This window comes from Sporosarcina sp. SAFN-015, from assembly GCF_051966875.1.
In the GTDB taxonomy this organism is placed as follows: domain Bacteria; phylum Bacillota; class Bacilli; order Bacillales_A; family Planococcaceae; genus Sporosarcina.
The window spans coordinates 87108-112946 of record NZ_JBQCKP010000010.1 but is presented as its reverse complement, the minus strand read 5'-3'; the positions used below and the strand labels follow the sequence as shown (position 1 = coordinate 112946).

Genomic DNA, 25839 nt, shown 5'->3' with positions numbered 1-25839 from the left:
ATAATTTAACAAATCGTATTGTCAGTGTCAACGAATTAAGCCTCGATCATTTAAGAAATTGCTGGAATACTTCGTTCCCTCGAAATACGCCTTTCCCTGTCAATTTTATACTACCCTCAGATTCATAAATCAGTCCTTTTCCGGATAGTTCCTCAAGAACATCGCCATACACATCTGTCAACGATTTCCCGAATCTCGATTTGAATAAATGTAGAGATACACCGTCCATTTTTCGTAGCCCTAAAAACATTTCTTCTTCCATTTCTTCTGTCAACGTCACTTCATGCTTTTCCATTATAGGACGCGACCCGCTTTCCATAGATTCCATATATTTTTTGAGCGGACCGTAATTTGCATACCTTTGTCCTTTCAAATAACCATGAGCTCCTGCGCCGATTCCAGCATACTCGTCATTATCCCAATAAATGAGATTATGTATCGATTCATTCCCTGGATTCGCAAAATTGCTAATTTCATATTGCTGTTTGCCCTCTTGATCCATGCGATCAATTAGCATGGAAAACATCTCTGCCTCCATATCCTCACCCGGCAAAGGCAACTTTCCTTTATTCATCAAGTTATAAAATACTGTTTTCGGCTCGACGATAAGCGAGTATCCGGAATAATGGGGCAGTTCCAATGCTAGTGCTTTATCGAGTGTATCTTCCCATTGGCGGATAGACTGCTCTGGCAATCCATAGATGAGATCGATGCTTATGTTTTCAAAGCCGATTTCACGCGCTTCTCGGATGACCTTTTGCGGAGTATTTGCCCCATGCGTCCTGCCGATCCTTTTTAATAGTTGCTCGTCAAAAGACTGTACGCCGATGCTGAGCCGTTCGACGCCTCCATTTTTTAAGACAGCCAGTTTTCCACGGGTCAATTCATCGGGATTTGCTTCCGTCGAAAATTCCCGCAGAGATTGTACATCGACATGTTGATGGATTATTTCAAGCAGACGATCTAACTGCTTCTCCGATAACGAAGTCGGTGTTCCGCCTCCAAGGAAGACCGTCTCCAGTCCTTCGAAAGAGTGGCCTTCCTTCACCATGATTGCAAGCTCGTTTCCGATCGATTCGATATACTCATCTACAGGTTGATTTTTAAAGAACACTTTATTGAAATCACAGTAATGGCAAATCTGGTGGCAGAAAGGAATATGAATATACATGCCTCGCATTTATTGTGTCCCCTTTCCTCGGCAATGCCGGTCGTGCAAAAAGGAGCCCAATTTTGGACTCCTTTTCTTTTTTTAATATCAGTCTTCATCCAGCTCCGTGAGCCAGAGACTCGGGGTCATAAGTCAAAGCTGCTCTGTGGCAAAAAGCGCCACTCCGCATCTTCGCCTTATGCCCGTCGTCTCAATTCAGGCTCACTTCGCTTTAGTCCTCGTCCATTTTGAGAACTGCCATGAACGCTTCTTGGGGAACTTCGACGGAACCGACTTGCTTCATCCGCTTTTTCCCTTCCTTTTGCTTTTCTAGCAATTTTCGTTTACGGGAGATGTCTCCGCCGTAACATTTGGCAAGAACGTTTTTACCGATCGATTTGATTGTCGAACGGGCAACGATTTTTTGACCGATGGCAGCTTGGACAGGCACTTCGAACTGCTGACGCGGGATAAGCGTCTTCAGTTTTTCAACGATTGCTTTACCGCGCTCGTAGCCAAAGTCGCGATGGACAATGAAGCTAAGTGCGTCGACCTGCTCACCATTCAACAGGATATCCATTTTAACAAGCTTCGATGTTTTATAGCCAATCAATTCATAGTCAAGCGACGCATAACCTTTCGTGCCCGATTTCAATTGATCGAAAAAGTCATATACAATTTCAGCAAGAGGCAATTCATAGATGATATTAACACGAGATGAATCCAAGTAATCCATCGTCTTGAAATTACCTCGTTTTTGCTGACAAAGTTCCATTACTGCACCGACGTATTCATTCGGCACCATAATCGATGCTTTCACATACGGCTCTTCGACGTGATCGATCTTTTGTGCGTCCGGCATCATAGATGGGTTGTCTACTTTCAATTCTTTTCCATCTGTAGTAACAACATTGTATACAACACTCGGGGCAGTAGTTATTAAGTCTATCTTGAATTCCCGTTCAATCCGCTCCTGGATGATTTCCATATGGAGGAGTCCGAGGAATCCGCATCGATATCCAAAGCCTAGTGCTTGAGATGTCTCTGCTTCATATTCTAAAGCTGAGTCATTCAACTCAAGTTTTTCGAGCGCTTCGCGCAAATCAACATATTTGGACGAGTCAATCGGGTACAACCCGCAGAACACCATCGGATTTAGTCTCCGATAGCCCGGCAACGGTTCAGTCGCAGGATTTTTCGCGTTCGTAATCGTATCCCCGACCCGCGTATCCCCGACATTTTTAATGGCGGCGGATAGGAATCCTACATCGCCTACCGACAATTCATCTCGCAAGGAGATCTTTGGCGTGAATACTCCTGTTTCGATGACTTCAAATTCTTTTCCTGTCGCCATCATACGAATCTTATCTCCAGGCTTGACTGTTCCTTCTACAATTCTAATGTTGACGATGACACCTTTGTACTGATCATAATGTGAGTCGAAGATCAACGCCTTTAATGGCGCTTCCGGATCTCCAATTGGAGCAGGTACTTTCTCGACAATCTGCTCGAGAATCTCTTCGATACCGATGCCAGCTTTCGCGGATGCGTGGACTGCCTCGGAAGCATCAAGACCAATAACATCTTCTATTTCCTGCTTCACTTTATCAGGGTCTGCTGCAGGTAAGTCGATTTTATTAATGACAGGTAAAATTTCCAGATCATTGTCCAATGCCAAATAAACATTCGCCAATGTTTGTGCTTCAATCCCTTGTGCTGCATCGACAACTAGGATAGCCCCTTCACATGCTGCGAGGCTTCGTGACACTTCGTACGTAAAGTCGACGTGACCCGGAGTATCGATTAAGTGAAACGTATACTCTTCGCCATTTTTAGCCGTGTATGATAACTGCACTGCGTTTAATTTTATTGTGATTCCACGTTCGCGCTCTAAATCCATTGAATCCAGTGTCTGTGATTTCATTTCTCGAGAGCTCACTGTTTCTGTCTTTTCCAATATACGATCGGCCAACGTCGATTTCCCGTGATCGATATGGGCAATGATCGAGAAGTTTCTAATATTTTTTTGACGTGCCAATCTTTCTTCATTATTCATCTGTCAGTTCACTCCTATATAAGCTATTTGCATTATAGCAAATAACTGATAAACATGTTACATTTTCTTATTCCCGAAAATCAAATAATGAAAGCATTCATTTGACTTATCAAGTCTAACAGATGACGGCGTTTTGATAAAGATTGGTCTTTGCACATCTAAAAAGGCTTCATGGATGTTTATCCACAAAGCCTTTGATTTCATTCATTTCCCTATTGATTCATTCTCATTGAACATTTCCACAATTGCTTCTGAAATGACTGCTAACGTCCTGTTCAGCTCTTCTTCTGTGTTTCCGATCCCGCCAAGTTCCAATAATACAAGGTTCGGGTGAAGATCTTGGTTATATTTCCCATCCACACCTGCCCCACCTTTTGGAATGACATCTCTCGTAATACCCGGTATCCTCTTTTCCATTTCTGCTTTCAATCTATTCGTCATCGCTTCGTTTTTCTTGTAGGAAGGATTATCCAAACCGAGTACAAAAGCGACTTTCGCGTAACGTTCCTCTTCGTGTACGATTGTCGTCTTTTCGGGACCTACTGAATCCCGATGAATGTCAATAATTAAATCATACTCTTTTTCAGAAAGCTGCTTTTTCACAAACGGCCTTATATCCTTATAGGCGCGTGCATATGGTACTTCCTTTTTTAGCGTTTCTGCATCCATACCATTGATTTCAAGTAAGCTTTTAAGTTTTTCGCTCATCTTCACAACATTTTCAACCTGATGGTTTACAGCGATTTTTCCATCCACTGCTTTTGTGATCGGCTTGTATGCTTCAGTGGAATGTGTATTATAAATCAATACTGTACCAAGTCTAGGTTTTTCTTCGACATCTACTTCGGCTTCACTTTCAACTTCAGGAACTGGCTCATCCACTGCCACTACATTTGATGCATAGACGATGAGGGCGTTTTCCTTTATTATTTTGGAATTTGTGATTTTTGAATCTTCCGGTATGAATTGGATGAGTACTGGGAAAAGGAAAAGAACGAATACGATTGCAGTCCATATTTGCAGATTTTTCTTCATGCGACATCCCCCCGTCTTCAACTATATGCGCGGGGGGATAGGTCAATGACTTGTTTTGATTTCCTCAATCCATTCACTTATGGAATCCGTTAATACTTCTGAGTAAAGTGCCGCCCAGGAGTCGATCTCTTTCGGGGAAATGAATGTATTCAAATCATGATTCGATAATACTTCCTCAAATAATTGAACCCTTTCCTCATGCGGCCACGATGTCCAATCTCCGAAAATCGGAATTAGCTTCGTCCGGTCCGCATCCTTGTTTGGAGTATGCAACCAATTCCCGACGGATAGCCTGGAGGATGGATTACTCTCCTCCTCTATTTTGGAAGCGATGTAACTAAAAAGAGTATTGATAGCATCTGCAATTAATACCGGACCGTCCACGACAGTTGGGATGCCAATTGCAATGACTGGGATGCCCAATGTCTCTCTTGATAGCTCTTTACGACTATTTCCTACACCTGAGCCGGGATGTATGCCCGTGTCTGTCATCTGAATTGTTTTGCACAGTCTCGAACTGTCCCGGGCAGCAAGCGCATCAATAACAATCAATACATCAGGTTGGATTTCATTCACTAACGCTTTTACGAAATCAGCCGTCTCGAGACCAGTCTGAATCGTCACTCCTGGTGCATAGACGAACAGTTCACTCCCTTCGTCCGAATAGTATAAGGGAACGATTTCTTTCAATCGATCCATTGTCAACGGGCCAACAGCGTCTGGAGTTACTTCACGATTTCCTAGACCGACCATGAGGATTTTTCCTGTCCGTAAATTCTTTATTCCTGTGGTAAGTTCTGTCAGTTTCGATTTGAGTATATTCGCCATCTCTTGTAGCCCTTCACGATCCGTGTGCGTTAACGTAGGGTTTGTCAATGTCAAATAGGTACCCATTTTCTTGCCGATCTTCTTCTCGCCTTCAGCATTAATTTTGACGGATGTCAAGATAACCCTTCCTTGTCTCCGTTCGTCAAATTGTATGCCTTCGGAATCCTTTAATTTCTGCTTTTCTTTTTCCGTCCGATGGCGAACCATTTCCTCGTTTTCCACGAGCAGGTCGGTACGGTAAAAATCGTATTTATCCATTGTCATCACCTCAACATGCAGTTTGCACGTTGTGTCAAGGAAATATTCTTTGCATATTTTTATTGCGTTAAAGCTAGGTTTTTGCTAAAATGTTAATGTTGTAAAGAGATATCCGAATACTATTATGGAAACACTCTTGCCTTACCTGAAATTGGAGGTGAATGGAATGCCAAACATCAAAGGTGCAATTAAGCGCGTAAAACAAAGTGCCGCTGCGAATGAGCAGAACTCACAAATCAAAGCTGCAATGCGTACTGCTGTACGTAAAGCTGACACTGCGCTCATCAATAAAGAAGAGAACGCTTCTGAACTTTTGAAAGACGCAGTCAAAAAATTGGACACAGCTGCTCGTAAAGGTCTTATCCACAAAAATACAGCTGCTCGTCAAAAAGCACGTCTTACAAAAAAAGCTTTGTAATAATCAAAAGCGGAGGGTGGCGGTTAGCTGCGACAGGCATAAGACAGATCTGCGAAATGGTGCTTTTAGCCGTACAGCAGAGCTGGCTTATGACCCGAACAGCTACCACCCGAAGTCTGGACGTAAAAAAGGCTGTCACTTGTGTCGTTAACTCGACAAAGTGGACAGCCTTTTCTATTTATAAAAATGCTATAAACCCGGATTTCCGCTTCAGACGGACGCTTTCCGCGGGCACGGCTTCAATCTCCTCGTCACTGCGTTCCTGTGGGGCTTTCAGCTCGCGCTGTTCCCGCTGGAGTCGCCGCCTTCCGCTCCAATCCTCGTAAGAATTCTGCTAACCTATACTTTAAAGTACCACCCACCATAAAAATTGTATTTATACCCTCAGTGGCTCCATAAAGAAGATTTCTAGAACTCTTTCCCTTTTTCCGCTTGTTGACTTCAATTGGTGATCGATATTTGCCAGCTTTTGCAAAATGAGAAGAAGCCTTTCCATTTGGGGGATGCTCCTATTTTCCATAATCAGCTTTACACGGTATGGATGCACGTTTAATGTTTTTGCGATTTGCTGTTGCTGGTATCCTTTTTTCACTAATGATTTAACGTGAATCATTAGGCGTATTTGTCCCGCTATGAGGGATGTCAGCATGATCGGCTCTTCTCCATTTCGAAGCAGGTCATGGTAAATCGATATCGTTCTTTTCACATTGCCGGTCATATATGCGTCCGTCAGGCGGAAGACGTCCATTTCAGGCAGGCGGGGGACAAGCATTTCGACGATTTCTCTCGTTACGTCGCCATTGCTATTCATATACATTCCGATTTTGTTAATTTCATTCGATAGTGTCAAAAGGCTGTCGCCTGCCATATCGACGAGGACTTGTGCATTTTCCGGGCTGATTTTAATGCCGTTCGTACCTGCTTCGTTTTGAATCCAAGTTGTCAGATCACGGCCTGTCAGCGGCATCGCTTCTACGACGATCGCTTTTTGCTGCATCACCTTTACGATCTTTTTCCGACCGTCCAGTTTTTCATAAGGTGCTAAGAAGAGGACAGTCGCTGTTGGCGAAGGATTGTCTAACCACGTTTCAAGCAATGTAATATTATGTACAACTTTCTCTTTTGCCTTATCGGCTGCCTTCAAAAAAGATGCATTATTCGCGATGATCAATTTCCTATCTTCTAAAAAAGGTAGTGTATCCGCCTCTTCAAGAACTGCTTCTATTGGCGTTTCTTCTAAATCGAAGCGGATGACCGAACTTTCATCGATATCCGGCATCGCCTTTGTAATTCTTTTAATTGTCGTGTCAATTAGATGCTGTTCGATGCCTGTCAATAAATAAACAGGTTCGATTTTCCCTTCTCCTATACTCTTCCATATAGCGTTGACCATCTGAATCCCTCCAGTCACTCACATTGTTTCATTATACATTACCGATACACGACTATGAACAATTTGTGTCGTTTGTCATAAACTCGGCATAAAAGATCGTTTGATATAGATTTTTTATCCGGTATCATCTATACTATAAAGGAATTAGGAGGTGTAGCAATGAATGAGTTTGAACATGACGTACAGTCTAAACGCAATGATTTAATTGACTCTGGTGTCGGTTTCATTGTAGCTTTCGTTGCTTTTTCTGCAATTTTCGTTATTGCTACAATTATAGACTTCGTCGCGCACTAATAGCACTCCTGAAGGGCGGCTTGTTCATTTCGATAACGAAATGGACATGGCCGCCTTTTCATTTTTCTCGTGTCAAAATAGTATAACTGCCATCTCTCTTCACGGAAATCGTTATGGAGCCATGATCTGCTGTAGCCATCATCGGAATTTGATATTTTTCAAACGTCTCCACAACTGTTGCGTGTGGATGGCCATACCGATTATTGTTGCCATAAGAGAAAATTGACAGTACCGGTTGTAGAGCTCGTATGAATTCATCGGAACTGGAAGTTTGACTGCCATGATGGCCTGCTTTCAGAATCAATTTTCCCCAATCCAAATCTCCATATTTTCTAATTAGCTTCTTCTCCCCTTCAATCTCTAAATCTCCAGTAAAAAGAAACGATGGCCCTTTTGTCGTCATGTAAAGTACGAGAGAGCTATCATTCCCTTTGTAAGCACCTCCAGAAGGCGCTATATAGAACAAATTGACGGATGTAACCGACCAATTTGCTCCTTCTGTCATCGCAAATATCGGTATCCTCTTTTCTCCAGCTAAACGAAACACATCTTCCATCGTCTTTTCTTTTTCACTACCCGGTGAAATATGGATTTCCTTGACTTGTACCTCCTCAATCACTTCATCCGCACCTTCCATATGGTCACTGTCCGCATGAGAGATAATCAATTTATCAATTGTCGTAATACCCCTTCCTTTCAAATACGGAACAACTATGCTCCTGCCAACTTCAAATACTTTTTCCGGTGTGCGCCAATTCGGTTCTCCAAAACTCACTGCTCCTCCTGTATCAATGACATATACCCCTCGCCGATAGGGTAGTTCGATGACGATTGAGTCACCCTGTCCCACATCAAGATATGTCACTCTTAACTCTGATTCAGCATAGGGGATGATGTGGATGAGAATCGCAGGAACTATGATGAACGGCATAGCTCGAATTGCATTTATTCCCCTTTCAAGGACAATGAGAAACCGGAATGTACCACCGACAGCTAATGCGGACGCAAGGATTCCCGGTCGACCAGGCACCCATACTTGGTACGGGATGGAAGCTAGAAATACAGTAAGAGTCTCGACCCAGCCTCTTAGCGGTTCATAGAATAAAAAAACTGCATGTGCAATTGGAGGCATTATAAAAGACAATAAAAGCAAAATGATATTCATCGGCAGAATGACAAAAGAATAAAGAGGAACATAAAAAAGATTCACAAAGAAAGACGACAGAGACAACTCGTAGAAGTGATATAAGAGAACCGGATACAACGCCAATTGAGTAATGGTCGTCACGAGAAATGACACCATTATTGCGGATGCATGGCGTGATAGAATCTTTACTGAGTAAATTAGTGAGAATGCCGCCAAATAAGAAAGTTGAAAACCAGGCTGGAATACGACAAACGGCTGCCAAAGTATAAAGCCGATTGCACTCAAAGAAAGTGCATCATCCATCCTTATCTTGAATCGCCCTGTCGCCGTCAACAAGATTATAATCGTCACGGACACAGCCCGCCATACCGATGGGGCGCCGCCAGCCATAACTGCATATAGCGGCAATAGAACAATCAGCAAATTATCAATTGTTTCAATTCTGATCGATAATCTGATTAGTAGATGACGAAATAAAAACGTCAACAGCCCGACATGGAGGCCAGATATGGCGAAAAGATGAGTTATTCCGAGCATCCTGTACCTAGAAGCCACCTCTTCGTCCATACCGCTTCGATCTCCAATTAGTAAAGCTTCCGCTTCCACTATGAGGGATTCGGGAAAGGTTTCCTTAATGTGATGCTTCACGTTCCATCTATGCTCAGCCAATATTTTCTGTAATCCGGTATTTAGTCCATATCCTTTCAATCTATCGGATTCAAACATGCCTACTGCACCGTACATGTTCAAATAACGCTCCATGTTAAAGGAATATTCATGTGCGGAGCGCGGTAGTTCTTGAAAGGAACCTTCCAATGTAAATCGATATGAAGGGATATGTAAGTTTTGGAATTGCAATTTCTGCGCTTCGTTTTCAAATTTCAGCAAGGCATACACAACGTCACCAGAGTCGGTTTTTGCAAAGCCTTTCATTTTGCCACCGTCGATTTTTACTTGATCTGTCCATGTAAGATTAATGATTGTTTGCTGTCCGCTTTCGTTAATTTCAGGTACATGCATGGAAATGAAAAAATAGGAGAGTAATGAAGCCACCAATGCAAGAATGGGAGTGATAGCTTCTTTTCTACGAAGAAAGATGGGGATAAGCAAAAGGTTGAGGAGTAATACTTGAACCGGGCCGTATGCAGCAAAAGCGGATACGGCGACCGGAATACAAATATAAATAAAACGAACTTCACTGATCACTTGCCAAATAGGTCATCCATCCTTCTTTTAAATGGAACAAGTTCTTCAGCGGGCGCACCCAATGATTTCATTTCTACAAGCAAGTCATTAATAAGCTCTAGCTTCCCTTCCTTCGAGAAATCGACTTCCCTCACATCAAAAGGAATATGCCTAATTTCGACTCCGGATTGTTTGAAAAGCTCTAAAGCGTACTCGTCGTTTTTATAATCTGATGCGTAATTGACGGTCTTAATTCCTGATTGGATGATCGCTTTTGAACATTGCAAGCACGGGAAATGTGTAACATATAACGATGCTCCTTCAACAGGACTTCCGTATTTCGCACATTGGAGTAACGCGTTCATTTCCGCGTGAATAGTTCGCACACAATGATTCCCGACGACATAGCATCCATGATCGATGCAATGGTCTCCGCCTGATATGGAACCGTTATAGCCCCCAGCAATAATCCTGTTGTCTCTGACAATTGTCGCCCCGACTGTCAGCCTTGTACATGTGCTTCTTACTGCTAACAAATGGCATTGCGCCATGAAAAACTGATCCCATGTAATACGCTCCATATGTATGCCTCCAAAAAGTATCAATTATTTTGCTGTAATGAAAGACTCAAGATTTTCAAATGTCTTTTGCCCGATTCCCGATACTTCCATTATCGATTCCGGTGAAGCGAATGGACCATGCTCCTCCCGATATTGAATAATGGCAGTCGCCTTAGCAGGTCCAATTCCCGGGATCGTCATAAGTTGCTGAGCATCCGCAGTATTAATATTCACTTTTCCATCATCCTCCTCTTCACCCAACAGTGGATGGGATAAGATAGAGGCATCAGAAAAGTCAACTTCTTCACCGTGTCTCGGAATATAAATAAAAAATTCGTCGGGTAGTTTCATCGCATGGTTGAGCATTCGGGAGTCTGCCTCTGCCAGATAGCCTCCCGCAGCATGAATCGCATCGATGAGACGATCGCCCTCATTTAGTGAATAGACACCCGGATATTTAACGGCGCCTTGAATATCCACCATAATCATAGACGAAGCCGCCTCAACGATATCAATCGGTTGCTCATGCTCTTCGTCTTGCTCTTGTAATACATCAATAATTGGGGTTTGTCCGCTTGCGGCTGTCTGTTTACTGCCTGCCTGTCCTCGGGGAAAGAACAGAATTGCGGAAAGTACAGCGATTGCTGCGATAGGGGTGATGATCTTACGCCATTTTCCGGATACGATCGATAGAAACAGCTTTCCCACCCTTTCTATGAGGCATCCATATGGAGTCATATCCCACTATATATGATTACAACGAAAAATGAAAGATTCATTTACGCGCTTGATAAAATATTCTTTCACTTTCTTCGTGCGGAGGCTCATCCTCCCAGTCAGCAAAGATGCGTTCTAACGTAAAACCGGCTTCCCGTAAGAAATCCACATATTCATACACGTGAAAAGTCCGTTGTACATGCTTTTCATTAAAACGACGATAAAGACCGCTTTCTTCTCTGACGAAGAAGCTTAGTTCAGATAGGACGGAATGATCCACATCGCCTTCCTCCGTATGCCAAATGTACGCAATACGGTCGTTGTCGAACGTGAAAGGCCCTTCCATGAAAATGACATCGGTCTTGAAAGTGGAATGCACGTCGAAAATGAGCACTCCACCGCTTTTCAAGACCGAATGGATTCCTTTGAAGGTTGATAGGACACTTTCACGGTCAGACAAATAGTTAAGGGAATCAATTGCAATGACAGCAGCGTCATATTGCTCCGTCCCATCTATTTCTTGCATAGGCTTTTCCTGAAAATCGATTTTCAATGAAAGGTCATTTGCACGTTTTTCCGCTATATTAAGCATGTCTCGAGAAAGATCAATTCCCGTAACAATCGCTCCAGCTTTCGATAGTTTCACAGATAGCAGCCCTGTCCCGCAACCGACATCGATGATTTTCTTTCCTTTTACCCCGTTCGCTGCAATGGAGATCAAATCGACATAAGCATCGTAAGGGATATCGGTCATCAATTCATCATAGACGAGGGCGAAATCTGTATAAGCTTCTTTATTGTCCATTATCCATGTTCAGTGATGGAGCGTCTCCCCATAACTTCTCCAAGTTATAATAACCGCGCTCGTCCTTATGGAATACGTGAACGACTACATCGCCCAAATCGACGAGAACCCATCTTCCATTTTCAAGACCTTCTACTCTTTTCACTTCAAATTCGTTCTCTGCAGCTTTATCGGCGACTTCCCTGGCAATCGCTTGCACTTGGCGCTCAGAGTTCGCATGGCAAATGATGAATTGGTCTGCGATGAGTGAGATCCCTTCCATATTTAAAACGACAATATCTTGCCCTTTCTTATCGTCTACTGCATTATAGGCTGTTTCAAGTAAAGTTGGCATATTTTCACGTTTCCTTTCATAGTTGGCTGTTTCAAATTCGTTGTACGTGTTCATTATAGCATTCGATGGAGTCCAGAAAAACAGACGCACGCCGATCGATTAAATAAAGCACCGAGTGAACGATACAAGCTTTCATCGCGTCGTCAATCTGCTGTTCAGCACTCTTGCGCAATTCATCGATGCCCGGAAATTCTCGTCCAGGCTCAATAAGATCGGCAATGTAAATAAGTTTCTCAAGAGGGGACATGCCAGCTCTGCCAGTTGTATGATAGCGGATAGCGTTTAGGATATCCGGATCCTCTACGCCGAATTCTTTCTCCGCGATGATGCATCCAGCAGCCGCATGCCAAAGTTCGTGATGGAAAGAAAGAAGCCTAGCGTCCTCACCATTCTCTTCAATTAGTCTACGCATTTCGGAAGGTTCCATGAATTTCGCAATATCATGGAAAAGAGCTGCCTGTTCTGCCTTTTCCACCGGTATTCCAAAACGGGAAGCCATTTCCTTAGCCGTTTCCGTAACTCTTACTACATGTTCAAATCGTTTTCTCGGTAATCTTTTTTCAAGTTCAATCCGTAACGGGCCGGTTTGCATAAAGTCCCTCCTGTCGGATATATGTCTCAATATCATCCGGAACGAGATATTGAATTGTGCCTCCAGTTTGCATTCGTTTACGAATCAAGGTCGATGACAAATCAATTTCAGGAATTTGAACCATTGTAATTGGATATCGCGTTTTCCCTATTGTACCCGGTCTCGCTACACCAACAAACGTCACTATATTCATCAGCTCATCGATTTTATACCATTTGTGCAACATATCAATCATATCGCCGCCGATGATAAAAAAGAATTCCGTGCCCGGCTCTTGTTCCGTCAAAGCTTTCATCGTATCAAACGTATACGAGACACCTCCCCTATCCACTTCAAATGAAGATGAGTGTAATCCAGGAGTGTCTGATACGGCGATTTCAACCATCCGCAATCGTTGTACAGGAGTTGCATCTGAAGGATCCGCCTTATGGGGAGGAATTGAAGTTGGCATGAGCCTTACTTCATCGAGTTGCAATGCATGCTTCACTTCATTTGCCATGATGAGATGCCCGATATGCGGTGGATTGAAAGTACCGCCCAACAGTCCGACCTTTTTCATGTTGTCCTCCTTAAGGTAAAACGATCCGCTTTTTCTCCTTCGACTCTTTATATAGTACAAGGATTTTTCCAATCACTTGAACAACTCCGATTCCAGCCTCTTGAAGTTTTGTTGCAATATCAGTTTTATCTTCTTCACAGTTTTGAAGAATGCTCACTTTTATTAACTCACGGGCTTCCAGCGCCTCTTCGATTTGTTTGATGATCGGCTCAGTCAAACCACCCTTTCCAATTTGAAAGATTGGTTGAAGATGATGCGCTTCACTTCGCAAATAACTTTTCTGTTTACCTGTTAACATTTATTTTCCTCCAAGTTCATTTGAAATTAATTCATTCATTTTTTTAGTATCAGGATAAATGCCTGTCCATAGTTCAAAGGCCAAAGCACCTTGATGGACAAACATTCCGACACCATTGATTGTCTTGCCGCCAGCCTCCCGGGCATGGCGTAAAAATTCGGTTTCCAACGGATTATAAATAATATCAGCTACAATTGTTCCGTCCGATATACGAGCCGGATCAAGCGGCATTCCATTATGGGCAAAATTCATCCCGACCGAAGTCGTCTGAACGATCAAACCAAACTTTTCAATTGTCGCTTGTGCTTCATCAGATGAGAGAACGGAACTACCCGGTAAGCTTTCAGTCATTCTTTCCGCTTTCTCGATTGTGCGATTCGTAATGGTGATCGGTCCAAAACCCGCAGACGCAAGTGCAAAGGAAATGCCTGCTGCGGCACCGCCCGCCCCTACGACAAGTAGATCGCCGACGCCATCATATGTGGCACCGATTTCTTGCAAGGATTTTACAAAGCCGCGTCCGTCGGTGTTTGTTCCGAAAAGGGTTCCATCATCTAGAACCTTAACCGTATTGACGGCGTTCATTCGTCTTGCTTCCTCGTCTACATGATCCATGAATGGGATGATCGCACTTTTATGAGGCACCGTAACATTCCAGCCGCTGCAGCCTAATCTTTTCAAGCTTGCTACGGCATCCTCCAGATGATTCGACTCCACATGGACCGGTATATATGATGCATCGATTCCATTTTCTTGAAACCATATATCGTGCATCATTGGTGATTTTGATTGCTCTATCGGATCACCAATGACCGCATACCATTTTTTCATGAAGCAATCCTCCTTAAATAAGAGATGGACGGAGCACTACATCGACTCCACGAGGCGCATGTACAGCTACGACGACACCCGGGTGCTGCACAGTAATCCAACCCAATCCCGAAATGACAAGATCCATTTTCGGTTTTTTAATCGAGAATTCGTGCCTAACAAGCGGCGGCATTTTTTCGAGAGATTCACCACTTGGCGGAGAAAGCATTTCCCCTAAATGCGTTGCATATAACGAATCGGCATTTTCAAGCTTTGTACGATGAATCGGTATTTCATTAGATACATGTATGGTAAAGGACGAGCGATCCCCTGCCAGAAAATCGAATCTCGCAAGACCACCGATGAATAGTGTCTGTTCTGCGTTCAATTGGAACACTTTTGGTTTAAGTTCCTTCTTTGGCGTGATCGCTTTCAAGTCTTTTGCATCCAAATGATGAGCCATTTGGTGGTCGTTAATAATGCCCGGTGTGTCGTAAATAGCTTTACCATCATCGAGCGGAATTTCAACTAAGTCGAGTGTCGTCCCTGGGAAATGAGAAGTAGTAATCACTTCGCCCATGCCAGTCGCATTTTTTATGATTCTGTTGATGAATGTAGATTTCCCGACATTCGTACATCCGACGACATAGACATCTTTTCCTTTTCGATATTTATCAATAGCTTCGAGAGCTTCTTCCATGCCATGCCCTTTATGTGCAGAAATAAGCATAACATCTATCGGCTTTAAGCCAAGCTTCGCTGCCTCTGTTTTCATCCAGTTAACCAGTCGGTTGCGATTAATCGACTTGGGCAGAACATCGGACTTATTGCCAATCAAAAGAATGTCTTTCTTTCCGACAAAACGTTGCAATCCAGTAATCCAGCTACCATTGAAATCGAATATATCGACAACCTTGATAATAAGCCCGTCCTTTTCACCAATCCCATTCAAAATCGCAAGGAAATCGTCACCCGACAATGAGACGGGCTGTAGTTCATTATAATTCCGAAGACGGAAACAGCGGCGGCAAATCACTTCCTCTTTTTCCAAAGAAGCTGCAGGTGCATATCCTTCCTTTTTCGGGTCCTCTGTCTGAATTTCAATTCCACAACCTATGCATGTGAGTCGTTCCAACCTTATTCCTCCCATTTAATCAAACCTTGTCTTTTCAGTTTTGCCATAATTCTTCTTTCGATCATCCTATTGAATTTTGTCACGAAACCATCCGAGCTTGCAACAGGAACTACGAGTATCGTATGAAGACCAAAACGGTTGCCGCCTAAAATATCTGTCATAAGCTGGTCACCAACCATGACGGCCTCTTCCTTCTTCAAACCCATCTTTTCGAGAGCGTTTTTGAAATTTCTACCTAACGGCTTCCGGGCTTCGCAAATGAACGGGGTGCCAAGCGGACCGCAGAAAGTTTCTACCCTTCCTATATTATTATTCGAAAGGATTGTCACTTGCAGACCGGCGTCTTGCATCATCTTCACCCATGCAATAATTTCAGGCGTCGCTTCAGGACGATCCCATTCCACCAAAGTATTATCCAAATCGGTGATGATTCCTTTAATTCCTCTTTCTTTTAGTGCCTCAGGCGAGATTTGAAATATATCTTTAACATATTCATCTGGCAAGAAATATTTATACATGTTTACCACTCCGTTATTTCACTAATTGTATTCCGATTATACCATATTGACCTCTAATGGCACGGATTGGACCAAGCCGTAAATCTGTACGATTTCCATTTATGCAATATTGAATGTAAACAAGCAGTCATCGCATATGCTGTCATATAACGACACAGGAGGTGGACCGATGAGCGGGTTTGTCATGGCACTCGTCCAACTGTGGGTCGAAGTCCCTGCTATGGTCGGTTATATCAGGGGGCAGGCGTTCCGTCGACCGCTATCGAAAGCGGAAGAGGCTGATTGCTTGAAACGATTGGCAGAAGGCGATGAAAGTGCAAGAGATGAACTCATCGAAAGGAATATGCGCCTCGTTGCTCATGTCGTAAAAAAATTCCATCCAAAACACGAACAACTAGACGATTATATTTCCATCGGAACAATCGGGCTTATGAAAGCTGTTAACAGTTTTACACTCGATCGGAAGACGAAGCTTGCGACATATGCGGCCCGTTGTATTGAAAATGAAATTCTTATGTACTTGCGAACACAAAAGAAAGTACAGAAGGATGTATCATTATTCGATCCAATCGGGACGGATAAAGATGGTCAGTCCCTTCAGATAGCGGATCTGTTGCAAACCGATGAGGAGGCGCCGATTGACACTGTCCAACAGAAAGAGCAGAAAGAGAGACTGTACCGCCATCTAGGCAAGCTGGACGGCAGAGAGCTGGAAATCATTCAAAGAAGGTACGGCTTACTCGACGACCAACCGATGACGCAGAAGGAAATTGCACAGCAGTTGAACATTTCAAGAAGTTATGTCTCACGCATTGAAAAAAGGGCGATCGTAAAGCTGTACCAGCTATTTAAGCATGAGTACAACGAATGAAACAGATCTACAGCACAAATGAAAAGGCGTTTCCTGACACGGGGCCATGGCCCTCGGAAAGGAAACGCCTCTTTATCGTTCTTTTATACATGCCGAACTCAGTCTGCACTTACCTCACGAGCGATGACGACAGCAATAACCGTTGTTACAAAGAATACTCCAGCCATTAAATAAAACATCCTTGACTACCTCCTTCGCAGCAATATGTATCATGCTTTCATCATACCATAATCAATTTAGAATTTCGAGATAGCGTGCATGACAATTTCCGAAGAGTGTTTCGCCGCAAGCGGTAAAAATTCATCGAAGCTGATGGACGATTCCTTACCTGCAATATCAGACAAAGCACGGATGACAACAAACGGCGTTCCAAACTGATGGCAAACTTGCGCTACACCTGCAGCTTCCATTTCCGCTGCAATCATTGCAGGGAATTGTTCCTTTACTATTTCAACCCGCTTTGCATCGCTCATGAATACATCACCAGAAGCGATCAAACCAACAGCATGTTCATGCTCACCGATTTCCTCCACTGCCTCTTTTGCAATCTGGATAAGTCTTTCATCTGCCGGATAAGAAGCTGGCATTCCAGGTACTTGACCAATCTCATAGCCAAAGGCTGTTGCATCGACGTCATGATGTCTCACTTCGTCTGAAATGACAACTGTTCCAACATCAAGAGATTCTTTGAAGCCGCCCGCTGAGCCTGTGTTAAGGACGACATCCGGCGAGTAGCTCTGAATAAGCAATGTCGTCGCAATTGAGGCGTTCACTTTTCCGATTCCGCTTTTCACAAGTACAACATCATGGGAGCCGATTTTCCCTTCGACGAATTCACATCCTGCAATTGTTTCGATTTGCGGGTTTTCGATTTTCCCTCTCAAAATTTCTACTTCCTGCTCCATTGCTCCGATAATAGCTATTTTCATCTTTAAAATCCTCCGACCGAACTTGTGTCAGATGACACTGTTCAATATTCAAAATCTAACGTATTCAAGATGTCCATCTGAACGGGCTTCCAACCTTTTTCATCGACCCATTCAAGATAAACGCGATACTTCTCCGATTTGTCCCTCGTTGAAGCGATACCAATCGACTTCTGAGGACCGCCGCCATTTTTAATTTTCCAGAAGATCAACTCTTCCTCGGAATGTCCGACTGCATATGAGATTGCCTTCTTCTTCTCATTCCAATCAACGGATTCACCGTCATACTTCGATTCGTGGACACCCGTTTGGGCTGTGCCGACCGGCTGCCATCCAGGATTGATAACAGTTTCCTTAATGATCTCGTCGTTATCCGGAACAATCGTCACATTGCCAGATTCCTCTTCATCTTTAGCATCTCCATCACTGCTGTCTGACCCGCTTACATCCTCGCTTTCAGTTGAAGACTGACCCTCCCCTTCACTTTCCTCTTCACCCGAGCCATTTTCATCCTCGGATTCGGAATTAGAGTCATCTTCTTCATCTTGGGTCTCATCTGTAGATGAACCGGCATCATCGAGCACCTCTTCTTTAAGGGCGCTCTCTTTTCCGTCGTCATTATTGCCAATGATAATAGAAGCACCGACAATAATAATTAACATGACGACGAGGCCAATCATAATATTCAATAGCTGGTTGCTCTTATTGCGCATTTTCTTCCGATTCACACGCGAGTATCTAGGATCATTTCCTTTCATATATCCTTCCCCCTATCTTCTTGCTAACGAGTAATGGCCGCCCTCAATTGAAGGCGGCCATTTAAGGTCACTTAATTTCAACAATAACGACCGACATTTCTCCACCAGGAGTCAAGATCTTCACTTCGTCGCCTTTACTGCGGCCAATCAAGCCTTTCGCAATCGGGGAATCATTCGAAATCAACCCTTCGATCGGATTTGCTTCGGCAGAGCCGACAATTGTATATGTCTCCTCGTCTCCATCGGGCAACTCCTTGAATGTAACCGTTTTCCCGAGTTGAACTTCATCGGTATTCATTTCGTTTTCTGTAATGATGACAGAGTTGCGGATCATCGACTCCAATGTAGAAATTTTGCCTTCTACAAATGCTTGATCTTCTTTAGCGGAATCGTACTCCGAGTTCTCCGAAAGGTCTCCGTAGCTTCGTGCAATTTTGATGCGCTCCACGACTTCTTTACGTTTTACGGTTTTTAGGAATTCCAGTTCCTCTTCTAATTTCTTCTTACCCGATGCTGTCATCGGAAACTTTTTCTCTGATACCATCATACAACACTCCTCATATTCCTGTTCATAAAAACACTATGCCGCTCCTGCAAGAGGTATGCGACATAGTCTTATTTATATTGAATTCTGACTTTATCATATTACAATTTCGTTCCAAATTCAAGAATTGTTTTTATTTTCGTGACCATCAAGTCTATTGCAACTTCATTATGACCGCCTTCAGGAATGATAATATCCGCATAGCGCTTTGTCGGTTCAATGAACTGATTATGCATCGGACGAACTACCGAAAGATATTGTTCGATAACCGATTCGATTGTTCTTCCTCGCTCATTTATGTCCCTCATAAGGCGTCTAATGATGCGTAAATCTGCATCCGTGTCGACAAAGAGTTTAATGTCCATGAGATTCCGAAGCCTTTCATCCTCTAAAACGAGAATTCCTTCAAGAATGATAACATCTTTCGGTTCAATGGCTATTTTTCGATCAGACCTAGTATGAAGCGCATAATCGTAAACCGGCTTTTCAATCGGCTCCCGATCAAGAAGCTTTCCGATATGATCAATCAACAGATCCGTATCGAATGCAAGAGGATGATCGTAATTCGTCCGCAATCTTTCTTCAAACTCCAAATGAGATTGGTCTTTGTAATAAAAGTCCTGTTCGATGACGACAACGGAGTGCTCCTTAAAGACGTCATAAATTCGGTGCGTTACACTTGTCTTTCCTGATCCCGAACCACCGGCGATACCGATGACAAGAGGCTTTCTTTTATCCATTTCTTTTCCTCCCACAAATTACAGGGATCTTGCTCAGTCCCTCTTTTTGACAGCAACCAGGATTCCATCGCCGACTGGCAGCAATGATGTTTCGTATTTAGGATGCTTCATGACCCATGAAGTGAATTCCTTCAAATTACGAATCATCGTCCGATTCCGTTTTGGCACTTCTTCATCAGGCAGCATCACAGCACCATGCATAAACATATTATCACAATAAATGATGCCACCCGGCGTCAAATGCTCTGCGTATTTTTCAAAGAATCGCTTATATTGCCCTTTAGCCGCATCGATGAAAAGGGCGTCATACTTCAAGGAAGGAAGCGATTCATCATGTAGGAGAAGGGCATCTCCTTCAATGATCGTAATCCTCTCCCCAAAACCGCTTCGTTCAATATATTCCAATGCGGATGCATAGCGCTCCTTGTCCCGTTCAATTGTAACGACTGAAGTTCCCTCTAATGCAGATACCATCCGGATAGCAGAATAGCCTATTGCGCTTCCGATTTCAAGTATAAACTTTGGACGCTGAATCCTAAGGAGGCCGATAAACGTTTCTATTCCGTTACGATCCATTATTGGAATACGATTTTGCGCTGCGAACTCCTCCATCTCACGAATCAGCGAGTTATCTTCTTCCCGCAATTCCGAAATATAGGCTTCTATGTCTTTCATTCAAGGCACTTCCATTCTTTTGAATCACTTAATCAATATATTTTGCCCGATTTGCCAAGTGCTCATCATAGGTCTTCGCAAAGTGATTATTTCCTTCCTTGTCGGCAAGGAAATATAAATAGTCTGTAATAGAAGGGTCAACAACGGCCTCTATCGAAGATTTACCTGCATTTGCAATCGGACCTGGAGGAAGACCGGTGTTTACATACGTGTTATATGGATCCTGGATTTCAAGATCCTCAAATAAGACTCGATCCTTATGTTCACCTAAAGCGTATAGGACAGTCGGATCGGTCTGTAATGGCATACCGTCATCGAGTCGATTATAAAACACACTAGCGATCGTCTCACGGTCCGTTTTTGCCGTCGCTTCCCTTTCAAGCAAACTGGCAAAAGTGAGCAGCCAATGAACCGATTTTTCATTACTTTCAAGATAGGCAAAATATGGAGTAATATTATCAGACGTTGCATTTAGCATCGTCGAAACGACTGTATCGACAGTCGGTTTTTCTTCATAAAACGGATACGTCGCAGGGAATAAATAACCTTCCAGTGGATATCTGACATCCTCTCCCAAGATTTCTTCTGTAAGGATGTTCGGATACCTACCCATCAGATCGGTAATTATCTGTTCATTATTGACATAGTCCAAAAACTCTTTTTTCGTAATGCTTGTCCTTTTTTCAACGATTGCGGCAATCTGGTCCAACGTCAAGCCTTCGGGAATTGTCATCGTAAACACAGGCGTCCTATACACTTTCCCCGTTTTAAGGCTTTCAATCAATTCATCTAACGTCATCGCTTTTGTCAAGCCGTATGTTCCTGCCTGGAACTGGGATTCATTATTGAACTTCGCGTAATATTTGAAGATCTTAGCATCCTTGATGAGACCTTTATCTTCCAGCATTTCTGAAATGGATGTCAGTCCAGATCCAATCGGAACTTCCACTTCAATTACTTCCTCCGAGTTCGGATCGACAGGTTGAAGGGCTCCCGTTATGTATTTATAGACCGCTCGACCTCCGATTAGACCTCCGATGATGAGAACGAGCGCAACAACAAACACGATACGCCTGACTATCTTTACTTCTTTCTTCTGTTCAAGCATTTTTTCAAACATTTGATCCTTTTTCGAGCCATTATCCATCTAGCATCACCTCATTCCGAACAATTACTATTTATTTATAGGTCCATGGCAGTGAAAAAGACGGAATGGCCTGCACCATTCCGTCCGTGCACATATGGATTATTCTTCGTCTTCGTCTTCTGCAAGGAAAGTATTTAGCATCTCTTCGATCATGTCCCATTCCTCGTCAGTTTCGATCGGTAATAGTTCACCGTCTTCGTTGTCTTCAGAAGGAATGAATGCAGAAGCATGAATTTCAACTTCTTCATCATCGCCTACTTCTTCCTCACCTAAAATATGATATAGGACGTATGATTTCCCAAATTCCTCCGACTCAAATGTGAAGATTACTTCACACACATGTTCCTCACCGTGCTCATCAACGACTGTCATTGTTTCTTGTCCATGTTCCATTCTATTCACCTCATCTATTTTTTGAATCAAGATACCCTTGAAGTATCATGACTGCTGCCATCTTATCGATGACCGTCTTCCTCTTTTTCCTACTCACGTCAGCTGCAATCAACATGCGTTCTGCAGCCATCGTCGTCAGTCGTTCATCCCAAAGCATAACGGGTAGACCAAACGTCTCTTTCAACATGTCAGCAAATTTTTCGGATGCTTCCCCTCTCGGACCGACAGAGTTATTCATGTTTTTCGGATAACCGACTACGAAAGAGGTGACAGCATATTCAGTTACAAGTTCCTGAATTCTAGACATGCCAAATTGGCCGGTACTTTCATCGATTTTAATCGTTTCGATGCCTTGGGCTGTCCACCCAAGCGCATCGCTGATTGCAATACCGACCGTTTTGGATCCTACATCCATTCCCATTACCCTCAATTCGTCTTACCTCCGTTTTCACGGATATAAAACTTCACCAGTTCCTCAAGAATCTCGTCCCTTTCCAACTTCCGGATTAGGTTACGCGCTTCGTAATGGCGAGGGATGTAAGCCGGGTCGCCCGATAATAGGTAACCGACGATTTGGTTGATAGGATTGTAGCCCTTGTCTTCCAGTGCTTTGTGCACATGAAGCATAACTTGTTTCACTTCTTGCTCCATCGATTCTTCAGGAAAGTTGAATTTCATCGTCTTGTCGTATGAATTCATAGTCGACACCCCGCTTTCCAATCGTCCGTTTACAAATCGGATACCTTTCCCACTTGCTCTATACCCGACATCCATTTCCGCTTAAACGGATTTGACATAATCATACACGGAATGAAGTGCTTCATCAAGTTTAGAAGCATCTTTCGCACCTGCCATCGCCATGTCTGGACGGCCTCCGCCCTTGCCACCACAGAGAGATGCTACATGATTGACGATTTTTCCAGCATGGAAGTTCCCATTTTTCAAATCTTCTGTCACTCCCGCTGCCAATAGAACTTTTTCATCAGCTGCAGCACCTAAAACGATTACACCTTTACTCACTTTTTGCTTCAATTCATCAATCATTTGGCGAAGTGCATTATTGTCCTTCACATCTACCCTTGCCGCTAGCACTGTCACATCGTCAATCTGTTGTGCAGTAGCAAGGATATCCGTAAGCTGACTATTTCCAAGCTTAGCAGAAAGTGATTCATTCTCGCGTTGAAGATCTTTCATTTCTACTAACAATGCACTAACCTTCGTAACAATATCTTTCGGGTTAGATTTTAATAATGCTGCGGCATTTGTAAGAAGAGCCTCTTCGTTTTTAATTGAATGATATGCCTCTTGGCCTGTTACCGCCTCAATCCTTCTCGTTCCCGCTCCGATGCCGCCTTCCGATTCAATCTTGAAGAGGCCGATTGTAGACGTTGCGGGCACGTGGCAGCCGCCACATAATTCGATAGAATAATCTCCGACTGAAACGACTCGAACGATATTCCCGTATTTTTCACCGAATAACGCCATCGCACCCATCTCTTTTGCTTCGCCGATCGGTTTTTGTTCGATTTGGACTGGAATGTCTGCCCAAATCTTTTCGTTAACAATCGCTTCAATCTTTTCTAGTTCCTCTTTCGTCACTTGCCCGAAATGGGAGAAGTCGAAACGGAGACGGTCAGGACCGACATATGATCCTGCCTGATTGACATGCTCTCCGAGGACGGTTTTCAATGCTTTATGAAGAAGATGTGTTGCTGTATGATTTTTAATCGTCATTTTACGTAATTCCGGATTTACTTCAGCTAATACTTCGGTTTTCTCAGATACTTCACCTGAACGAACAACAGCAGTATGCAAATGTTGACCATTCGGTGCTTTTTTCACATCTTTCACATCGATGATAAATGTATCACTTGTAATGATTCCTTTATCGGCAATCTGTCCGCCGCTTTCCGCATAAAATGGAGTGCGTTCAAGCATGAACTGAATTTCATCACCTTCTGAAGCATGAGCGACCAATTCGCCATTGTGCAAGAGTGCAATGATTTTTGTCTCGCAAGACAATTGATCATAGCCGATAAATTCACTTTGTTCGTGAATATTGCCAAGCACTTCCGATTGTACATGCATCGAATCGACATCAAGCCGTGCAGCTCTTGCACGTTTACGTTGATTTTCCATTTCTTCATCGAATCCAGCACGATCGACCTCAACGCCTGCTTCCTCCGCAAACTCCTCTGTCAGTTCGAAAGGAAAACCGTATGTGTCATAAAGCTTAAATGCATCCGCACCGGATACGATCGTGTTGCCGCTCGCTTTCGCTTTTTCGATGACGCCATTCAAAATTGCCAATCCTTCATTCAACGTTTCATGGAATCGTTCTTCTTCATTCTTAATGACCTTCATAATGAAAGCTTCTTTTTCCTTGACTTGTGGATAGAAGTCTTGCATAACTTCCCCTACGACAGGAACGAGTTCATACATGAACGGCTTGTTGATGCCCAACTGTTTTGCAAAGCGGACAGCGCGACGTAGAAGTCTTCTTAAGACGTAGCCTCTTCCTTCATTGGAAGGCAATGCACCATCGCCGATCGCGAATGCAACAGTACGGATATGGTCTGCGATAACTTTAAATGCGGTATCCTTTACATCATCCTCGCCATACTTTTCACCTGACACTTTTTCCACTGAATGGATGATTGGCATGAAAAGATCTGTATCAAAGTTCGTAGGCACTTCTTGGATGACTGAAGCCATCCGTTCAAGACCCATTCCTGTATCAATATTTTTCTTCGGTAGTGGGGTGTACGTATGATCTGGATTATGGTTGAACTCAGAAAATACTAAGTTCCAAATTTCTAAATAACGTTCGTTTTCTCCGCCAGGGTACAATTCCGGATCTGAGAAGTCGTCGCCGAAAGTTGGTCCGCGATCGTAGAAAATTTCAGAGTTCGGACCGCTCGGACCTTCTCCGATATCCCAGAAGTTACCTTCCAATCGGATAATGCGTTCCTCAGGAATGCCGATTTTATCTTTCCAAATGTCGTATGCTTCATTATCTTCCGGGTGTACAGTGACAGAGAGCAATTCTCGGTCAAAGCCAATCCATTTTTCATTAGTTAGGAAGTCCCATGCGCGAATGATCGCTTCTTCTTTGAAGTAGTCACCGATTGAGAAGTTCCCGAGCATTTCGAAGAATGTATGGTGGCGAGCAGTTCTGCCTACATTTTCGATGTCGTTGGTGCGAATTGATTTTTGTGCATTGACAATGCGCGGATTTGTCGGAATTACACGTCCGTCAAAGTATTTTTTTAGTGTTGCGACGCCGCTGTTGATCCAAAGAAGTGATGGATCGTCAATTGGGACTAGTGGTGCTGATGGCTCTTCGCTATGGCCGTGTTCTTTGAAGTATTCGAGAAACATTCTTCTAATTTCAGCTGCTGTTAATTTTTTCATGAGTAATCCTCCTTTAATAGTTGAGCGATACAAATAAAAAAATCCCCGCCCCTGTACAAGGGACGAAGATTTTTCGTGGTACCACCCTAATTTACCGGCGGAAAGCCGGTATCTCAAGAAGCCATAACGCGGCTAACGGCAAGTGTTAGTTGCTCTCAGGAGTAGCTTTCCGGCAAACGGCCATGGGAATCCTTGCAGCCTAGGGATTCCTTTCTGAGCATAGCGGTAAGCGTACTTTCTCCGTCATCGAATTTCATATGATACTTTGGATTATAGGGA

The 25839-nt window shown here is 43.4% G+C and carries 29 protein-coding genes and 1 other annotated feature; of the genes, 3 read left to right on the top strand and 26 right to left on the bottom strand.

Going from position 1 to position 25839, the window contains the following annotated elements; genetic code table 11:
- Positions 1–46: 46 nt before the first annotated feature.
- From hemW to gpr, 4 genes are all read right to left on the bottom strand, one after another.
- Entirely contained in the window at positions 47–1180 is a 1134-nt protein-coding gene (gene hemW / locus ACTHPA_RS16265; RefSeq protein WP_440501694.1) for a radical SAM family heme chaperone HemW, read from the bottom strand.
- Between the two features lie 202 nt (positions 1181–1382).
- The gene (lepA, locus tag ACTHPA_RS16260; RefSeq protein ID WP_440501692.1) at positions 1383–3206 is read right to left on the bottom strand and encodes a translation elongation factor 4; all 1824 of its coding nucleotides are present in this window, start codon (positions 3204–3206) and stop codon (positions 1383–1385) included.
- A gap of 204 nt (positions 3207–3410) precedes the next feature.
- On the bottom strand, positions 3411–4241 hold the full coding sequence (gene spoIIP, locus ACTHPA_RS16255) for a stage II sporulation protein P (protein WP_440501691.1): 831 nt from the start codon (positions 4239–4241) through the stop codon (positions 3411–3413).
- A gap of 42 nt (positions 4242–4283) precedes the next feature.
- Entirely contained in the window at positions 4284–5327 is a 1044-nt protein-coding gene (gpr, locus tag ACTHPA_RS16250; protein WP_440501689.1) for a GPR endopeptidase, read from the bottom strand.
- A gap of 166 nt (positions 5328–5493) precedes the next feature.
- Between gpr and rpsT the strand changes: the two genes are divergently transcribed.
- Entirely contained in the window at positions 5494–5745 is a 252-nt protein-coding gene (gene rpsT / locus ACTHPA_RS16245; RefSeq protein ID WP_440501688.1) for a 30S ribosomal protein S20, read from the top strand.
- A gap of 376 nt (positions 5746–6121) precedes the next feature.
- Here rpsT and holA read toward each other — a convergent pair whose 3' ends face one another.
- Positions 6122–7138: a DNA polymerase III subunit delta gene (gene holA, locus ACTHPA_RS16240; protein ID WP_440501686.1), complete on the bottom strand. Its 1017-nt coding sequence runs from the start codon at positions 7136–7138 to the stop codon at positions 6122–6124.
- A gap of 159 nt (positions 7139–7297) precedes the next feature.
- Here holA and ACTHPA_RS16235 point away from each other — a divergent pair, with 159 nt between their 5' ends.
- Complete coding sequence (locus ACTHPA_RS16235) at positions 7298–7432, top strand: YqzM family protein (RefSeq protein WP_082713522.1); 135 nt, start codon at positions 7298–7300, stop codon at positions 7430–7432.
- 58 nt (positions 7433–7490) lie between these two features.
- On the opposite strand, the gene ACTHPA_RS16230 is transcribed toward ACTHPA_RS16235, so the two are convergent.
- From ACTHPA_RS16230 to ACTHPA_RS16180, 11 genes are all read right to left on the bottom strand, one after another.
- On the bottom strand, positions 7491–9785 hold the full coding sequence (locus tag ACTHPA_RS16230) for a DNA internalization-related competence protein ComEC/Rec2 (RefSeq protein WP_440501684.1): 2295 nt from the start codon (positions 9783–9785) through the stop codon (positions 7491–7493).
- Positions 9782–10345 (bottom strand): ComE operon protein 2, encoded by a 564-nt coding sequence (locus ACTHPA_RS16225; RefSeq protein WP_440501683.1) that lies wholly within the window; start codon positions 10343–10345, stop codon positions 9782–9784. Before ACTHPA_RS16225 ends, ACTHPA_RS16230 begins: the two co-directional genes overlap by 4 nt.
- A 24-nt stretch (positions 10346–10369) precedes the next feature.
- Positions 10370–11032: a helix-hairpin-helix domain-containing protein gene (locus tag ACTHPA_RS16220; RefSeq protein WP_440501681.1), complete on the bottom strand. Its 663-nt coding sequence runs from the start codon at positions 11030–11032 to the stop codon at positions 10370–10372.
- Positions 11033–11099: 67 nt separating this feature from the next.
- Positions 11100–11846 carry a class I SAM-dependent DNA methyltransferase gene (locus ACTHPA_RS16215; protein WP_440501680.1) on the bottom strand — a complete coding sequence of 249 codons (747 nt, stop codon included), beginning with the start codon at positions 11844–11846 and terminating at the stop codon, positions 11100–11102.
- Positions 11836–12180, bottom strand: coding sequence for a ribosome silencing factor (gene rsfS / locus ACTHPA_RS16210; RefSeq protein ID WP_440501678.1), 345 nt, complete (start codon positions 12178–12180; stop codon positions 11836–11838). The genes ACTHPA_RS16215 and rsfS overlap by 11 nt, the downstream gene beginning before the upstream one ends.
- A gap of 31 nt (positions 12181–12211) precedes the next feature.
- Entirely contained in the window at positions 12212–12772 is a 561-nt protein-coding gene (gene yqeK / locus ACTHPA_RS16205) for a bis(5'-nucleosyl)-tetraphosphatase (symmetrical) YqeK (RefSeq protein WP_440501675.1), read from the bottom strand.
- Positions 12747–13331 (bottom strand): nicotinate-nucleotide adenylyltransferase, encoded by a 585-nt coding sequence (locus ACTHPA_RS16200; RefSeq protein ID WP_440501674.1) that lies wholly within the window; start codon positions 13329–13331, stop codon positions 12747–12749. The genes yqeK and ACTHPA_RS16200 overlap by 26 nt, the downstream gene beginning before the upstream one ends.
- Positions 13332–13341: 10 nt before the next feature.
- Positions 13342–13629: a ribosome assembly RNA-binding protein YhbY gene (yhbY, locus tag ACTHPA_RS16195; protein ID WP_440501673.1), complete on the bottom strand. Its 288-nt coding sequence runs from the start codon at positions 13627–13629 to the stop codon at positions 13342–13344.
- Positions 13630–14460, bottom strand: coding sequence for a shikimate dehydrogenase (gene aroE / locus ACTHPA_RS16190; protein ID WP_440501671.1), 831 nt, complete (start codon positions 14458–14460; stop codon positions 13630–13632).
- Positions 14461–14473: 13 nt separating this feature from the next.
- A complete protein-coding gene (yqeH, locus tag ACTHPA_RS16185) occupies positions 14474–15589 on the bottom strand; it encodes a ribosome biogenesis GTPase YqeH (RefSeq protein WP_440501669.1) in 1116 nt (371 codons plus the stop codon).
- Complete coding sequence (locus ACTHPA_RS16180) at positions 15577–16092, bottom strand: YqeG family HAD IIIA-type phosphatase (protein ID WP_440501668.1); 516 nt, start codon at positions 16090–16092, stop codon at positions 15577–15579. Before ACTHPA_RS16180 ends, yqeH begins: the two co-directional genes overlap by 13 nt.
- A 169-nt stretch (positions 16093–16261) precedes the next feature.
- On the opposite strand from ACTHPA_RS16180, the gene sigK reads away from it, so the two are divergent.
- Positions 16262–16963 (top strand): RNA polymerase sporulation sigma factor SigK, encoded by a 702-nt coding sequence (gene sigK / locus ACTHPA_RS16175; protein ID WP_060206077.1) that lies wholly within the window; start codon positions 16262–16264, stop codon positions 16961–16963.
- 236 nt (positions 16964–17199) lie between these two features.
- Here sigK and mtnN read toward each other — a convergent pair whose 3' ends face one another.
- The 10 genes from mtnN to alaS all read right to left on the bottom strand — a co-directional run bounded on the left by mtnN (position 17200) and on the right by alaS (position 25560).
- Positions 17200–17892, bottom strand: coding sequence for a 5'-methylthioadenosine/S-adenosylhomocysteine nucleosidase (gene mtnN, locus ACTHPA_RS16170; RefSeq protein ID WP_440501665.1), 693 nt, complete (start codon positions 17890–17892; stop codon positions 17200–17202).
- A 41-nt stretch (positions 17893–17933) separates the two neighbouring features.
- Positions 17934–18647, bottom strand: coding sequence for a YrrS family protein (locus ACTHPA_RS16165; RefSeq protein ID WP_440501664.1), 714 nt, complete (start codon positions 18645–18647; stop codon positions 17934–17936).
- Positions 18648–18714: 67 nt separating this feature from the next.
- The gene (gene greA, locus ACTHPA_RS16160; RefSeq protein ID WP_440501662.1) at positions 18715–19191 is read right to left on the bottom strand and encodes a transcription elongation factor GreA; all 477 of its coding nucleotides are present in this window, start codon (positions 19189–19191) and stop codon (positions 18715–18717) included.
- Positions 19192–19292: 101 nt separating this feature from the next.
- Entirely contained in the window at positions 19293–19931 is a 639-nt protein-coding gene (gene udk / locus ACTHPA_RS16155; RefSeq protein WP_440501660.1) for a uridine kinase, read from the bottom strand.
- Positions 19932–19964: 33 nt separating this feature from the next.
- Positions 19965–20606: an O-methyltransferase gene (locus ACTHPA_RS16150; protein ID WP_440501659.1), complete on the bottom strand. Its 642-nt coding sequence runs from the start codon at positions 20604–20606 to the stop codon at positions 19965–19967.
- 28 nt (positions 20607–20634) lie between these two features.
- Entirely contained in the window at positions 20635–21753 is a 1119-nt protein-coding gene (mltG, locus tag ACTHPA_RS16145) for an endolytic transglycosylase MltG (protein ID WP_440501657.1), read from the bottom strand.
- Positions 21754–21852: 99 nt separating this feature from the next.
- Positions 21853–22146: a DUF1292 domain-containing protein gene (locus ACTHPA_RS16140; RefSeq protein ID WP_440501655.1), complete on the bottom strand. Its 294-nt coding sequence runs from the start codon at positions 22144–22146 to the stop codon at positions 21853–21855.
- 10 nt (positions 22147–22156) lie between these two features.
- A complete protein-coding gene (gene ruvX / locus ACTHPA_RS16135) occupies positions 22157–22576 on the bottom strand; it encodes a Holliday junction resolvase RuvX (RefSeq protein ID WP_440501653.1) in 420 nt (139 codons plus the stop codon).
- On the bottom strand, positions 22573–22845 hold the full coding sequence (locus ACTHPA_RS16130; protein WP_060206092.1) for an IreB family regulatory phosphoprotein: 273 nt from the start codon (positions 22843–22845) through the stop codon (positions 22573–22575). The genes ruvX and ACTHPA_RS16130 overlap by 4 nt, the downstream gene beginning before the upstream one ends.
- 81 nt (positions 22846–22926) lie before the next feature.
- Positions 22927–25560 carry an alanine--tRNA ligase gene (alaS, locus tag ACTHPA_RS16125; protein ID WP_440501652.1) on the bottom strand — a complete coding sequence of 878 codons (2634 nt, stop codon included), beginning with the start codon at positions 25558–25560 and terminating at the stop codon, positions 22927–22929.
- A gap of 55 nt (positions 25561–25615) precedes the next feature.
- Positions 25616–25816, bottom strand: a binding site (T-box leader).
- Between the last annotated feature and the right edge of the window lie 23 nt (positions 25817–25839).